The organism is Thioclava sediminum, from assembly GCF_002020355.1.
Classification (GTDB): domain Bacteria; phylum Pseudomonadota; class Alphaproteobacteria; order Rhodobacterales; family Rhodobacteraceae; genus Thioclava; species Thioclava sediminum.
Genome location: NZ_MPZV01000002.1, coordinates 78,156 through 92,604, shown reverse-complemented (window position 1 = coordinate 92,604; position 14,449 = coordinate 78,156). Strand labels below are relative to the sequence as shown.

10 protein-coding genes are annotated in these 14,449 nt (G+C 65.6%); 9 read left to right on the top strand and 1 reads right to left on the bottom strand.

The features are described 5' to 3' along the window. The first annotated feature begins 123 nt into the window (after positions 1 to 123). The gene (locus tag BMI91_RS07710) at positions 124 to 1,572 is read left to right on the top strand and encodes a TrkH family potassium uptake protein (RefSeq protein ID WP_078604551.1); all 1,449 of its coding nucleotides are present in this window, start codon (positions 124 to 126) and stop codon (positions 1,570 to 1,572) included. Here the strand turns inward: BMI91_RS07710 and BMI91_RS07705 are convergent, their stop codons facing one another. Continuing rightward, positions 1,573 to 3,501, bottom strand: a complete 1,929-nt coding sequence (locus BMI91_RS07705) for a trypsin-like peptidase domain-containing protein (protein WP_078604550.1) — start codon at positions 3,499 to 3,501, stop codon at positions 1,573 to 1,575. A gap of 222 nt (positions 3,502 to 3,723) precedes the next feature. On the opposite strand from BMI91_RS07705, the gene BMI91_RS07700 reads away from it, so the two are divergent. The 8 genes from BMI91_RS07700 (at position 3,724) to glmM (ending at position 14,305) form a co-directional block, all read left to right on the top strand. Further along, positions 3,724 to 4,671: a glycine--tRNA ligase subunit alpha gene (locus tag BMI91_RS07700; RefSeq protein ID WP_078604549.1), complete on the top strand. Its 948-nt coding sequence runs from the start codon at positions 3,724 to 3,726 to the stop codon at positions 4,669 to 4,671. Continuing rightward, positions 4,668 to 5,144, top strand: a complete 477-nt coding sequence (locus BMI91_RS07695; RefSeq protein ID WP_078520276.1) for a DUF6446 family protein — start codon at positions 4,668 to 4,670, stop codon at positions 5,142 to 5,144. The genes BMI91_RS07700 and BMI91_RS07695 overlap by 4 nt, the downstream gene beginning before the upstream one ends. A gap of 1 nt (position 5,145) precedes the next feature. Continuing rightward, on the top strand, positions 5,146 to 7,227 hold the full coding sequence (gene glyS / locus BMI91_RS07690; protein ID WP_078604548.1) for a glycine--tRNA ligase subunit beta: 2,082 nt from the start codon (positions 5,146 to 5,148) through the stop codon (positions 7,225 to 7,227). 165 nt (positions 7,228 to 7,392) lie between these two features. After that, positions 7,393 to 9,933, top strand: coding sequence for a putative PEP-binding protein (locus BMI91_RS07685; protein ID WP_078604547.1), 2,541 nt, complete (start codon positions 7,393 to 7,395; stop codon positions 9,931 to 9,933). A gap of 256 nt (positions 9,934 to 10,189) precedes the next feature. Then, positions 10,190 to 10,870, top strand: coding sequence for a cell wall hydrolase (locus BMI91_RS07680; protein WP_078604546.1), 681 nt, complete (start codon positions 10,190 to 10,192; stop codon positions 10,868 to 10,870). A 114-nt stretch (positions 10,871 to 10,984) separates the two neighbouring features. Further along, positions 10,985 to 11,905 carry a dihydroneopterin aldolase gene (locus tag BMI91_RS07675; RefSeq protein WP_078604545.1) on the top strand — a complete coding sequence of 307 codons (921 nt, stop codon included), beginning with the start codon at positions 10,985 to 10,987 and terminating at the stop codon, positions 11,903 to 11,905. Between the two features lie 40 nt (positions 11,906 to 11,945). Beyond that, the gene (gene folP / locus BMI91_RS07670) at positions 11,946 to 12,965 is read left to right on the top strand and encodes a dihydropteroate synthase (protein ID WP_078605094.1); all 1,020 of its coding nucleotides are present in this window, start codon (positions 11,946 to 11,948) and stop codon (positions 12,963 to 12,965) included. Next, the gene (gene glmM, locus BMI91_RS07665) at positions 12,962 to 14,305 is read left to right on the top strand and encodes a phosphoglucosamine mutase (protein WP_078604544.1); all 1,344 of its coding nucleotides are present in this window, start codon (positions 12,962 to 12,964) and stop codon (positions 14,303 to 14,305) included. Before folP ends, glmM begins: the two co-directional genes overlap by 4 nt. The last annotated feature ends 144 nt before the right edge of the window (positions 14,306 to 14,449 follow it).

The following is a 14,449-nucleotide window of genomic DNA, read 5'->3' as shown; positions in this document are numbered from 1 at the left end:
TGCAAAGTTGGGCAAATTTACTGACCAAACCGCTCGGGTTTGCAAAGTCACGCTGCGCCACTGCAGGTCCCTCCGGGCCCGTCTGGGATTGACTAGACCGGCGCTCTGGGCAAGGTGGGGCGCATGATCGATCTGCGCCCGGTTGGATATATCATCGGAATGCTGACATCCGTGCTGGGGCTGACGATGCTTATCCCGGCGGCGGTCGATTTGGGTTATGGCGCAGCGCATTGGCTGGTCTTCGTCGAAAGCGCGGTGCTGACGACGACGGCGGGGGCGCTGCTGGCGCTGGCCTCGCGTGACGGGCTGGCCCGGACGCTGTCGATCCATCAAAGCTTTCTTTTGACCTCGCTCGTCTGGCTGACGCTGCCCTTCTTCGGGGCGCTGCCCTTCATGCTGGGCGTGCCGCATCTGTCGCTGGTCGATGCCTATTTCGAGGCGATGTCGGGCCTGACCACGACCGGCACCACCGCGATTCCGCATCTCGACGGGTTGCCGCCGGGGGTGAACCTCTGGCGCGGGCTACTGCAATGGCTGGGCGGTCTGGGGATCATCATCGTCGCGATGATCTTCCTGCCCGTGATGAAGGTCGGCGGGATGCAGTTCTTCCGCTCGGAAGGCTTTGACACGCTTGGGAAAATCCTGCCGCGCGCGATGGATATCTCGACCGCGCTGATCCGCATCTATGTCGGGCTGACGATCGCCTGCGCGCTGACCTATCTCGGGCTCGGGATGAAGGGGTTCGACGCGATCATGCACGCGCTCACCACGATGAGCACCGGCGGGTTCTCGAATTACGACGCCAGCTTCGCCACCTATAAGGGCGCGCCGGAATACGCGGCTTCGGTCTTCATGGCGCTGGCGGCGATGCCGTTCATCCGCTTCGTTCAGGTGATGCGCGGCGACACGATGCCGCTCTGGCGCGACCCGCAGGTGCGCGCCTTCCTGCGCTGGATGGGCTATGCGATCGCGATCATCGTTCTTTACCGGATGATCCGCCATGAGGCGTCCTTCTGGCCGACGCTGCGCGAGGTGACGTTCAACGTGGTCTCGACCTTCACCGGGACGGGCTATGCCTCGGAGGACGTGACCCAATGGGGGCATCTGGCCTTCACGATCCTGCTGATTTCCGGGCTGATCGGGGGCTGCACGGCCTCCACCGCCTGTTCGGTCAAGGTGTTCCGCTACCTGATCCTACTCGAAGCGATCAAGGCGCAGATTCAGCGTCTCTACTCGCCGCACCGTCTGCTGAAAGTGCAATATGACGGCCGCCCGGTCGAGGATAGCGTGGTCAACTCGGTGATGGCCTTCTTCTCGCTGTTCATCCTGATTTTCGGGTTACTGATCATCGCGCTGACCTTCACCGGGCTCGGGACGGAGACTGCGATGACCGCCGCCTGGACCTCGATCGCCAATATCGGCCCCGCATGGGGGCCCGAGATCACCGCGAACGGCTCGGTCGCGGATTTCCCTGACAGCGCGAAATGGCTGATGAGCGCGGCAATGTGCCTCGGGCGGCTCGAATTGATGAGCGTGCTCGTGCTGTTGCTGCCGCGCTTCTGGCGGGGCTGATTACTTCCAGCAGGAAATCTGCACCACCATCCCGTCCGCGATCTGCTGCAGGTCCTCCGGGTCGCGATTGGCCGAGATGCCTGCGGCTTTCGGGGTAAAGCCATTGTCCGACAGGCCCGGCGCCATCGCCTTCGCCTGCAGCGCAACTGTCAGGTTGTCGGGCAGCACGCGGTTTGCGTCGCCGCTCGAGGGCAGCAACATCCCCACGACCGCGCCCGTGCCGTCGAGCACCGGCCCGCCCACGTCGCCCGCGCGGGTCTGCGCCTCGATCCGGGCCTGACTGTCTTGCCCCTCCAGCCCCTTGAGCGCAGAGAGCGTGCCGAAATTCAGCACCGGCGCGGAGAGCGCTTCGGGATAGGAGAAGCCCGCCACCGCCACCTTGCTCCCGGCCATCGGGGCATCGGGGTTGAACTTCGCGACTTCCTTCGGCGCCAGCGTGTCTTTCGGGGTCAGGACCGCATAGCCCTTCGCGCCGCCGTCGAAGCTGAGCGAGGCGGGGTGATCCTCGATGGTGATCCGCCCGCATTGGTCGAGCCCCTCGGCGGCGGTCAGCACATGGCCATCGGCATCGATGAAGAAGCCCGAGCGCGAGAAGATCGGCGCGCGCTTCTCGATCCCCGCCATCAGGGCGGCCCGCGTCACCGACATCGGCTGGCCGAGCGTCGCGTCGAGCGACGAGGTGCCGATGGGCGTGAAGCTCTTTTTCATCGCGTCGAGCACGCGGGCCCGGCGCGTGTCGTCCCCGGCGGGCCAAACCAGCGTGAAGCCCTTGATCTGCCCGCGCGAGAGTTCCGCATGGGTGTAGGACTGCACAGCAGTGTTCTGGCCTTCGATGGTGAAGCTGTTGCCGCGAATGTTGCGCTCGCCCCCCGTCGGCACGATTTCGAGCGTCTGCATCGCGTCATAAAGACCGCGCAGCCGCGCGGCGTCGCCGGGCTGCGAGATCAGCAGAACCTGCACGCCGCTGCCATCCTTGGGCGCGTAATTCACGAAAGGCGCGTTGTAGCGGTCGAATTTCACCAGCCCCATCGGCAGGTCGATCCGGATGCCGGCCTGATCTTCGGTCACGGTCTGCAGCCCCAGCGCCGCGCGCTCGGAGGCGACCTTGTCCAGAAGCGCCGCCTGCTGGGTCGAGGACAGTACGCCGGTCGGCTCGTAATCGTTCTTCATCTGCCAGTCGGCGATCGAATTGCGGGTGCCGCGGCCGAAAATTCCGTCGATCGCGCCCTGATAGCTGCCTTCCCATTCCAGAGCGGTCTGGATGTCGCGCTTGGTCTGCGGATCGAGTGCGGCCTCCAACCGGCGCGAGTCCCGCAGCGTCTCGACCGGTTCGGGCGCGGGCGTGACCTCCTGCGGGGCAGGGGTGTCGGCTGTGGTTGTGGTGTCGGGGTTCACCGGCTCAGGCGCGGTGGCGGTGTCTTGCGCAGCGGTGTCCGGGGGCGTGGTCTGATCGCCCGTTTGCGCGGTCGCATCCGGCCCGTCCAGAGGCTCCACGTCGATCGGGGCGGGCATCGGCGCGCCGCGCACGTCGCTTTGGGTGTCGGCTTGCGGGGCGGGTTGTTCGGGCACCTGCGCGGGGGCGTTCAAGGTCGCGCCGACCGGCCAGAACTGCTGGCGGAAGTTGTTGCCATCGGCCACGAAACTGTCGCGCGGGATCAGCCCCTCGCGGCGCAGAACCCGGCGGCGCGCATTCGCCTCCGCATCATCGGCAAAGGGGCCGAGCGCGATCGCATACCAGCCGGAATCGAGCCGGAAACCGGTCGTGTCGGGGAACATGCCCGCCCAGTCGCGGGCGCGCGCTTCGGCTTGGGCAAGCGAGCTTTTCGCCTCGATCTGCACCCAGGCTTCGGCCCAGGCCGTGCCGGTCCAGATCATGCCGGTGAGGCTGGCTCCGACGACGATCGAAACTGTCCGTGAAATTGCCCGCATTGCTGCCCCCGTAAAATATGCTTTTCCCCCGACCTTAGCGAAACGCGGGCGGAGGTCACCCCCCAAACGCCCTCTTTTGAGTCATGAAATACGTCGTTGTGGGGCGGGGGCCGCAGCATTGCATGTCGAGTTGCGCAGATCGTCCGCCCTAATCCTTGCAGGGCGTTGACGCCCCCGCGCCCCTTGCCTAGAGAGAAGGCGCTTCAACGGAAGGTGCGAAATATGGCAAACCCGGACGCCCCGAAATCCTTTCAGGAAATCATCCTGCGCCTGATGAGCTATTGGGCCTCGAAAGGCTGCGCGGTGATGCAGCCTTATGACATGGAAGTGGGGGCAGGCACCTTCCACCCGGCGACGACGCTGCGCGCGCTCGGCTCCAAGCCGTGGGCGGCCGCCTATGTTCAGCCCTCGCGCCGTCCGACCGATGGCCGCTATGGCGAGAACCCGAACCGCCTGCAGCACTACTATCAGTATCAGGTGCTCATCAAACCGAGCCCGCCGGACTTGCAGGAGCTCTATCTCGGCTCGCTCCGCGCGATCGGGATCGATACCGAACTGCACGATATCCGCTTCGTGGAAGACGACTGGGAAAGCCCGACGCTCGGCGCGTGGGGGCTTGGCTGGGAGGTCTGGTGCGACGGTATGGAAGTCAGCCAGTTCACCTATTTCCAGCAGGTCGGCGGCCATGACTGCAAGCCGGTCTCGGGCGAGCTGACCTACGGGCTCGAGCGTCTGGCGATGTATGTGCTGGGCATCGATCACGTCATGGACATGCCCTATAACGACCCCTCCGCGCCGATCGCGCTGAAATACGGCGACGTGTTCCGCCAGACCGAGCAGGAATATTCGCGCTGGAATTTCGACGTGGCTGATACCGAGACGCTGCTGCGCCATTTCGAGGATGCCGAGGCCGAATGCGAACGTATCCTCGCTTCGCCCGAGGCCGACGATGCGGGCCGCAAGATCATCATGGCGCATCCGGCCTACGACCAGTGCATCAAGGCGTCGCATCTCTTCAATCTGCTCGACGCGCGCGGCGTGATCTCGGTCACCGAGCGTCAGGCCTATATCGGCCGCGTTCGCGCGCTGGCCAAGGCCTGCGCCGACGCTTTCGTGCAGACCGAAGCGGGCGGGGCCTCCCAGAGCGAAACCGGCGAGGCTGTCGCGTGAATGGTAAGCTCATCGGAGGCGGCATCGTGGTAATCGCGCTCGTCTTCGGCGCGGTGGTCTATTATTCGCAGGAATACGGCTATTACGACGAGATAGCGCCGGGCTCCGACGCGGCGAAAGTCTCGCTGATGGAGCTGGACGGCACGACGCAGGACCAGCTGCAGGCCGAGGGCTACAAAGGGATCGACGCGGACAGCTCGCCCCTGCGCTACCGGGCCTGCTTCGACACCGATCTGTCGATTGCAACGGCGACCGAGACCTATGAGGTCTATGATCGACCGACCCCGCTGATCGGCCCGAAATGGTTCGACTGCTATGATGCGAAAACCATCGGCGCGGACCTCGAGGCAGGCCGCGCGGTGGCCTTCCTGTCGCAACACAATATCCACCCCGGCGTTGACCGCGTCGTGGCTCTTTATCCCGATGGCCGGGCCTATGTCTGGCACCAACTGAACGACGAAGCGGAGAAATGACATGCCCGATCTTCTGATTGAACTGTTCTCCGAAGAAATCCCCGCGCGGATGCAGGCCAAGGCCCGCGAGGATCTGAAGAAACTGATTACCGATGGCGTCGTCGAGGCGGGTCTGACCTATGCCTCCGCCGGCGCTTTCTCGACCCCGCGCCGCCTGACGCTGACCGTCGAGGGGCTGACCGCCAACTCGCCGACCCTGCGCGAAGAGCGCAAGGGCCCGCGCACCGACGCGCCCGAAAAGGCGATCGAGGGCTTCCTGCGCTCGACCGGGCTGAGCATGGATCAGCTTGAGGCGCGCGACGACAAGAAGGGGCAGGTCTATTTCGCGGTGATCGAAAAGCCGGGCCGCCCCGCGACCGAGATCGTGGCCGAGGTGCTGGAGAAAACGATCCGCAACTTCCCCTGGCCGAAATCGATGCGCTGGGGCGAAGGTTCGCTGCGCTGGGTCCGCCCGCTGCATTCGATCCTCGCGATCCTGACCGACGAGGCCGGCGCGACCGTCGTGCCGCTCGACGTGGACGGCATTAAGGCCGGCGACACCACGCGCGGCCACCGTTTCATGGCGCCCGACGTGCTTCAGGTCTCGGGCTACGAGAGCTACGCCAAGCAGTTGAAAGCCGCCAAGGTCATGCTCGACCCCAATGAGCGCGCCGAGGCGATCGACCACGATGCCGCGCAGATGGCCTTCGCGAAGGGCTGGGAAGTGGTGCCGGACAAGGGTCTGCTGGCCGAGGTTTCCGGTCTCGTCGAATGGCCCGTCACCCTGATGGGCGAGATCGACGGCGAATTCCTCGACCTGCCGCCCGAGGTGCTGCAGACCTCGATGAAAGAGCATCAGAAATTCTTCTCGGTGAAGAACCCCAAGACCGCCCGGATTGAGGGTTTCGTGACCGTCGCCAACCGCGAGACCGCCGATCACGGAGCGACGATCCTCGCGGGCAACCAGAAAGTGCTCTCGGCGCGTCTGTCGGACGCCAAGTTCTTCTGGGAAAACGATCTGCGCACCGTTCAGGCCCACGGGCTCGAAGGCATGGGCGCGGGGCTCGACGCCGTGACCTTCCACAACAAGCTCGGGAGCCAAGGCGACCGCATCCGCCGGATCGAAAACCTCGCGCGCGAAATCGCGCCCTTGGTCGGCGCCAAGCCGGACCTCGCCGCCGAGGCGGCCCGCGTCGCCAAATCCGATCTGCGCTCGGAAATGGTCTATGAATTCCCCGAGCTGCAGGGCGTGATGGGCCGCTACTATGCGCAAAAGGCGGGGCTGTCTGACGCCGTCGCCGATGCCTGCCGCGACCACTACGCGCCGCTTGGCCCGTCCGATGCTGTGCCGTCCGAGCCCGTCTCGGTCGCCGTTGCCCTCGCCGACAAGATCGACACGCTGACCGGCTTCTGGGCGATCGACGAGAAGCCCACGGGGAGCAAGGACCCCTTCGCGCTGCGTCGCGCGGCGCTGGGTGTGATCCGGTTGGTGCTGGCGAATGAGCTGCGAATTGAGGTTTCCAAAACGATCCGTGTCGGCCTCGCGCTGAACGCCGCAGTTGACACCGTGACTACCCGAGACGACCTCCTCTCCTTCTTCCACGACCGCCTCAAGGTCCACCTGCGCGATGCGGGCATCCGTCACGACGTGATCGACGCCGTGCTCGCCATGCCGGGCAGCGACGATCTCACCCTCGTCGTCAAACGGGCCGAGGCGCTGTCGGACTTCTTCAAGACCGACGATGGCGAGAACCTGATCCAGGGCTTCAAGCGCGCGAACAACATCCTCACGCAGGCCGAGGAAAAGGACGGGGTGGAATACAGCTTCGGCGCCGATCCGAAATTCGCGGAAACCGACGAGGAAAAGGCCCTCTTCGCGGCGCTCGACGCCGCCGAAGCCAAGATCGCTCCGGCGATGGCAGACGAAGATTTCGCTGCCGCAATGTCCGCCATGGCCGACCTGCGCGCGCCGATCGACGCTTTCTTCGAGGCGGTGCAGATCAACGCCGACAACCCGATCCTGCGGCGCAACCGTCTGAACCTGCTTTCGCGCATCCGGCAAATCTGTCTCGATGTGGCCGACCTCACCAAGATCGAAGGCTGATCCTTCCTCTTGGTGTAAATATCCCCGCCGGAGGCGCCCCCACGGCGCCTCCTGTCGCAAGGCCGAAACAGGGCGGGCCAGTGACGCCACGTCTTCTGTCCGAATGTCACACTTGCGAGGGCGGGGAATCAGCCTATCCTGCGTCGAGAGAGAAGGCGCGCTGCAATGCAGAAACCCGTTGAAAACGCTGATTTTGTGACCCTTACGCCCACGGCGTCGGTCGATAAGGCGCGCCACGGCTGGCGCGCGAAATGCCTTCAACGGCTGATCCGGCTCGACCTTCCCGTCCCGAAAACCGTCGCTCTGCCCGCCGAAACCGTGCGCGCGATCGCGTCGGGACAGGTTTTCGACATGGCCGCGATCGCGGATTGCTTCGGGCCGCAGATGCTGGTCTCGGTGCGACCGAGCCCGGAAAATCCCGAATGGGGCGGGCCGGGCACGGTGCTCAATGTCGGCATGAATGACGACATGCATGCGGTGCTGTCGAACACGCATGGCAGCGAGGCCGCCGACGCGCTCTATCTGCGCTTCGTGCAGCTTTACTCGATCCATGTGGCGCGGCTCGATCCGGACATGTTCCAGCAGGAGCCCGGGCCGGGCGCGCTGGAAGCCGCGCTCGACGCCTATGAAGAGGAAACCGACGAGCGTTTCCCGCAATCGGGCGCCCAGCAGCTGGCCGAGGTGCTGCGCTCCATGGCGCGGGCTTGGGAGGGCACGACGGCGCGGCTGCTGCGTCAGGCCAAGGGCGCGCCGCCCGATGCGGTGCTGGGACTTCTGGTGCAGGAGATGGCGCTGGGGATCGGGCCGGGCCTGTCTGGTTCGGGCACGATGCAATTCGTCGATAGCGTCACTGGCGCGCCGCAGATCACCGGGCGGTTCCGCGGCCAGAGCCAGGGCCGTACCAGCGCGGTCGAGACGCTCTATCTCACGCGCGACCCGCGCGGGGCCTCGCTCGAAGAGGCGGATGGCCGCGTCTTCGACACGCTGAAGGATTACGGCGCGCGCTGCCGGGTGAAGCTGCGTGAAGAGATGCAGATCGAGTTCACCATCGAAAGCGGCAAGGTCCATGTGATCGACGCGGTGCGGGTGCCGCGCTCGTCGCGGGCTGCCGTGCGCATCGCGGTGGCGCTGGCCAATGACGATGTTATCTCTCGCGAGGATGCGCTGCTCCGCGTCGAGCCGCGCGCGATCACCGAACTTCTGCACTATCAGGTCGATCCGCGTGCGCCCCGCGACGTGCTGGCGCGCGGGATCGCGGCCTCTCCGGGGGCGGCCACCGGCAAGATCGTGTTCTCGGCCGCCGCCGCGCAGGCCTCTGCCGCGCGCGACGAGCCCTGTATCCTCGTGCGCCGCGAAACCTCGCCCGAGGATATCCGCGGGATGCATGCCGCCGTCGCCGTGCTGACCGAGCGCGGCGGGATGACCTCCCACGCGGCGGTGATCGCGCGCGGTCTGGGCCTGCCCTGCATCGTCGGCGCCGAGATCGAGATCAACAGCCGCGAGCGCCAGTTCCGCGGCCCCAAGGGACGGCTGTTCCGTGAGGGGGATACGATCACGCTCGACGGGACCAATGGCGAGGTGCTGGTGGGGACGGCGGAAATGCTCGCGCCTGCGCTGGATGACGGGTTCCGCACGCTTCTTAGCTGGGCCGATCTGGTGCGCGATATCGGTATTCGCGCCAATGCCGACACGCCGGAGGATGCGCGCACCGCGCTGATGTTCGAGGCCGACGGGATCGGCCTGTGCCGGACCGAGCATATGTTCTTCGACGAAGACCGCCTGACGGTGATGCGCGAGATGATCTTCGCCGACGGGCCGGAGGATCGCCGTGCAGCACTCGACCGGCTGCTGCCGATGCAGCGGGACGATTTCGGGGCTCTGTTCGAACTGATGAAGGGGGAGCCGGTCTGCATCCGTCTCTTCGACCCGCCGCTGCACGAATTCCTGCCGCATGACCGCGAGGGGATGCGTGAACTGGCCGAGGCGCTGGACCGTCCGCTGTCCGAGGTCACGCGCCGGGTAGAGGCCCTGTCCGAGTTCAACCCGATGCTGGGGATGCGTGGCGTGCGCTTGGGCGTGACTGTGCCCGAGATCTACGACATGCAGGCCCGCGCGATCTTCGAGGCCACAGTGGAGGCGCTCCGCCGTGGCGCCGAGGTGGTGCCGGAGATCATGATCCCGCTCGTTTCCGCCTCGCGCGAGGTGGAGATCGTGAAAACTCGGGTCGATGCGGTCGCCGTCGCCGTGCGCACCGAGACCAAGGAAGATTTCACCTACCGCCTCGGCGTGATGGTGGAGACGCCCCGTGCGGCCCTGCGCGCCGGTGAGATCGCCGAACACGCGGCCTTCCTGTCCTTCGGCACCAACGACCTCACGCAGATGACCTACGGGCTCTCCCGCGACGATGCGGGCCGCTTCATGTCGACCTATGTAAACCAGCAGGTCTATAGCGAAGACCCGTTCCATATCCTCGACGTCGAAGGGGTAGGGGAGTTGCTGCTGATCGGGGCTGCGCGCGGACGCTCCGCCCGGCCCGATGTCACGATCTCGGTCTGCGGCGAACATGGCGGAAACCCCGAATCAATCGCCTTCTGCCGGGCTGCGGGATTCGATTATGTCTCCTGTTCGCCTTTCCGGGTGCCGGTCGCTCGTCTCGCTGCTGCCCATTTCGCACTCCTTGCGCCGCGCGGTCGATCTTTTCCCTAGAGGTAAGGTCACAGAAGCGAAAATTTGGCCGTTTTTCTCAAATACCATTGGCAAATCTTCGCGCGTCGCGATATGCGATTCGACAGGGACATAGCACGCAAATCACCGTGCATTTTGGCAAGATTCCGCCGTGACTCCGTAGGGGGTCGCGCATTTTTTCGTGAAAACCTAGACATGGATAGCTCGCTCGGGTAAGCGATGCGCCGTCGCGGCTCAATGGGGGGTGCGCGGCGATTGACCTTATCGGAAGAAAACCATGTCACTGCTGAAAAGCTGGACGGGGGGTGCTGCCATCCTCCTCGCCCTCGCCGGAGGCTTGCGTGCCGAAGTCACGGTAAGCCAGTCGAACGACCCCACTGAGGTCGCCGAACAAGGACTGATGTCGGTCCTGTGGACGGAGCGCTCCGCGATGAGCGCGATCGACAAACGACGCGTCACCGCGCTCACCATGGCGCCGGAACGCTCGAAAAAACATGCGACTCTGCCGGAAGTCCTTTCGGCCAAGTGGCTGTCCGCGCAACCCGCTGCCAAGGGTGGCGAGCAGTTCCAATGCCTCTCGCAGGCGCTTTACTTCGAAGCGCGTGGCGAAGGTGTGAAGGGCCAGCAGGCCGTCGCCGAGGTCATCCTGAACCGTGTCGACGATCCGCGCTTCCCCGGTTCGATCTGCGGCGTTGTCCATCAGGGCAATTCGCGCGCCTGCCAGTTCAGCTGGTATTGCGACGGTCGCTCCGACACCGTCCGCAACAAGGGGGCCTACGCCGAAGTCGCGAAAGTCGCCCGGGCGATGATCGATGGCGCGCCGCGCTCGCTGACCGATGGGGCGACCTACTTCCACACGCTTGCCGTGCGCCCGAGCTGGTCGCGCCGCTTCGCGAAAACCGCGTCGATCGGCCATCACATCTTCTACGCCAACCCGGTGCGCACCGCCTCGAACTGAGGCCGCGCTTTCAGGGGCCCGCGTCGCGGGCAGGCGATGAAATGACGGTTGAGGGTGGGCTTCGGCCCGCCCTTTTTCTATGCTCGACATGACAGAAAAATTCCCGAGGCGCGCATGAGTTCCGATATTTCCCTCGCCTTTTCGCATCCCGAAGCGCGGGCGGCGGCCTCTGCGCCCACCGACCCTCGGGATCGCATCTCGCTGCGCGACCATGTGGTGGAGGCCGATATCGGCGCCTTCCAGCAGGAGCGTGGCCACACGCAGCGCCTGCAATTCAACGTGGTGGTGGAGGTGCGGCCCACGCCGGAGCCGCTCGAGGACGACGTGGATCGCATCCTCTCCTATGACCGGATCACCGAGGCGATCGCGGCGGAACTGGCCGAGGAACGGGTGAACCTGCTGGAGACGCTCGCAGCCGGCGTGGCGGAGCGTATCCTCGCCAGCCCGCAGGCGATGCGCGTTTTCGTGCGGATCGAAAAGCTCGACCGCGGCCCCGGCGCGCTTGGCGTCGAGATCGTGCGCTCCCGCGCCTCCGTCCCGGTGAAAAGCGTGGACGAGAGTGGGGTGGAGGAAACGCTGCACCCGGTGGTGGCCTATCTCTCCAACGCCGCTATCGACGCGCCCGACCTTTCGGCGCGGCTCGACGTGCTGCAGGAGACGGGCCTTCCGGTGATCCTCGCCGTGGGGCTGCCCGACGGCGCCGTGCCCGAAAGCGGGCAGGGGCCCACGCAGCGCCGCATCGACCTTCTCGCGATCGAGCAGAACGCATGGCGGCTCGCGGCCCGCGATCCGCGCTGCGTTGTGGTGGCGACCCGCACCGAGATCGACTGGGCGATGCGCCATGGCCAGATGGTCGTCTGGGCGCCCTCAAAGATCGTGCTGGACGCGACCGACGGCCCGAAAAGCCCCGCGCGCGACGCGATGGCGCTGGCGCTGTGGCTGGCCGAGCAGATGGCCGCGACCCGGCTGGAAGTTCACGGGACTGTTTCAGCCCCGGCAGGAAGCCGCGTGCCGGTCGAGACGCGCCCGCTCTGAACGGCTTGAACTCTCGGGCGCAATCGGGTGAATGGTGCGCATGGAGAAGCTCTATTATCGACCCGTCGCCCGAACCGACTCCGCCCGTCCCGACACGGCCCTGACCCTCGCGGGGGGCTGGTGCTGGTTCGATGAGGTGGAGATTCTGCGCCGCGATGGCGAGCCCGAGATCATCCCCGCAGCCCATCTGCCCGAAGAGGTGATGGAGCGGCTCTGCGCCCCGCGAACGCCGGTCGCCGGGATCACGCTCGATGCGCCGCGGATCATGGGCATCCTGAACGTCACGCCTGACAGCTTCTCCGATGGTGGGCGCTTCGACGTCGAGGATGCTGCGATCGAGCGCGCCGTTGCGCTGCGCAAGATGGGCGCTGACATTCTCGATATCGGCGGCGAGTCGACCCGTCCCGGCGCCACGGAAGTCGAGGAAGACGAAGAGATCGCCCGCACCGCGCCCGTGATTGCGGCGCTGCGCGATGCCGATTTCGATGCGCCGATCTCCATCGATACCCGCAAGTCGCTGGTCGCTGATCAGGCGCTGGAGGCGGGGGCCGCGATGCTCAACGATGTCTCCGCGATGGAATTCGATCCGGCCATGGTCGAGGTGGCGCAGGTCTCCGGCGCGCCGATCTGCCTGATGCATGCGCAGGGCCTGCCAGAGACGATGCAGGACGATCCGCGCTACACGGATGTGCTGCTCGACGTCTACGACTATCTCGAAGACCGCATCGCGCTGGCCGAGGATTACGGCATCGCGCGCGAGGCGATCATCGCCGACCCCGGTATCGGCTTCGGCAAGACCGCGCAGCACAATCTCGCCCTGATCCGCGGTCTCAGCTTGTTTCACGGGCTGGGCTGCCCCGTCCTGCTCGGCGTGTCGCGCAAACGCTTCATCGGGGCCGTGGGCGGCGCCGAGGAGGCCGATAGCCGCGCCCCCGGCACTTTGGCCGTGACGCTCGCCGGGCTCGATCAGGGCATTCAAATTCACCGCGTCCACGATGTGGCCGAGATCGCCCAAGGCATCCGGCTCTGGGACGCGATCAAAAGAGGTTTTGAGGAATGAGCAGGAAGCTTTTTGGCACCGATGGTGTCCGCGGCGAGGCCAATTCGGGCAACATGACCGCCGAGATGGCGCTGAAACTGGGCGCTGCGGCGGGCCGCTATTTCCGGCAGGACGACTCGCGCGGCCACCGCGTGGTGATCGGCAAGGACACGCGTCTCTCGGGCTACATGTTCGAGAACGCGCTGACGGCGGGTCTGACTTCGACGGGGATGAACGTGCTGCTGCTCGGCCCGGTGCCGACGCCCGCCGTGGGCTACCTGACCCGCTCGATGCGCGCGGATATGGGGATCATGATCTCCGCCAGCCACAACCCGGCCAAGGATAACGGGATCAAGTTCTTCGGCCCCGACGGGTTCAAGCTCAGCGACGAGGCCGAGACCGAGATCGAGGCGATGCTCGACACGGATATCCGCCTCGCGCGCCCCGAGAATATCGGCCGCGCCAAGCGGATCGACGACGGTCTGGGGCGCTATGTCGAATATGCCAAGACCACCTTCCCGAAGCTGCGCAAGCCCGACCTGAAAGTGGTCGTCGATTGCGCCAATGGGGCGGCCTATCGTGCGGCGCCGGCGGTTCTGTGGGAGCTTGGCTGCGAAGTGATCCCGGTCGGCGTCTCGCCCGACGGGCGCAACATCAATGATGGCTGCGGTTCGACCCATGTCAGCACCTGCGCCGAGGCCGTGGTGGCGCATGGCGCCGATCTCGGGATCTCGCTCGACGGTGATGCGGACCGGGTGATGATCATCGACGAGACCGGCCATGTCGCAGATGGCGATCAGATCATGGCGCTGTTTGCGAAACGCTGGGCTGAATCCGGTCAGCTTTCGGGCGGTGCACTCGTGGCGACCGTGATGTCCAATCTCGGGCTGGAGCGCTTCCTTGAAGCCGAGGGGCTGCGGCTCGAGCGCACCAAGGTCGGCGACCGTTACGTGGTCGAGCGGATGCGCGAAGGCGGCTTCAATCTGGGCGGCGAGCAATCGGGCCATATCGTCATGACCGATTACGCCACGACCGGCGACGGGCTGATGGCGGGGCTGCAATTCCTCGCCGCGATGGTCGAGACCGGGTTGCGCGCCTCCGACCTCGTGCGGCAATTCGAGACCGTGCCGCAAATGTTGAAAAACGTAAGGTATCAGGCGGGGCAGGAGCCTCTGAGCGCCGATAATGTTGCAAAAGCGATATTGGACGCGGAGAACCGTCTGAACGGTCAGGGCCGTCTTCTGATCCGCAAATCCGGCACCGAGCCGCTGATCCGCGTGATGGCGGAATGCGAGGACGAGGGGTTGCTGGAGGCGACGGTCGACAGCATCGTCGCCGCTGTCGAGGCCGAAACCGCGTAAGGGGGCTCTGCCCCCGTCGCCGTAGGGCGACAATCAACGGAGAATGAAGGGGCTCCGCCCCCGCCGCCGTAGGGCGACAATCAACGGAGAGTGAGGGGGCTCTGCCCCCGGCCTGCGGCCGTCCCCGGGATATTTTGAAAGAGC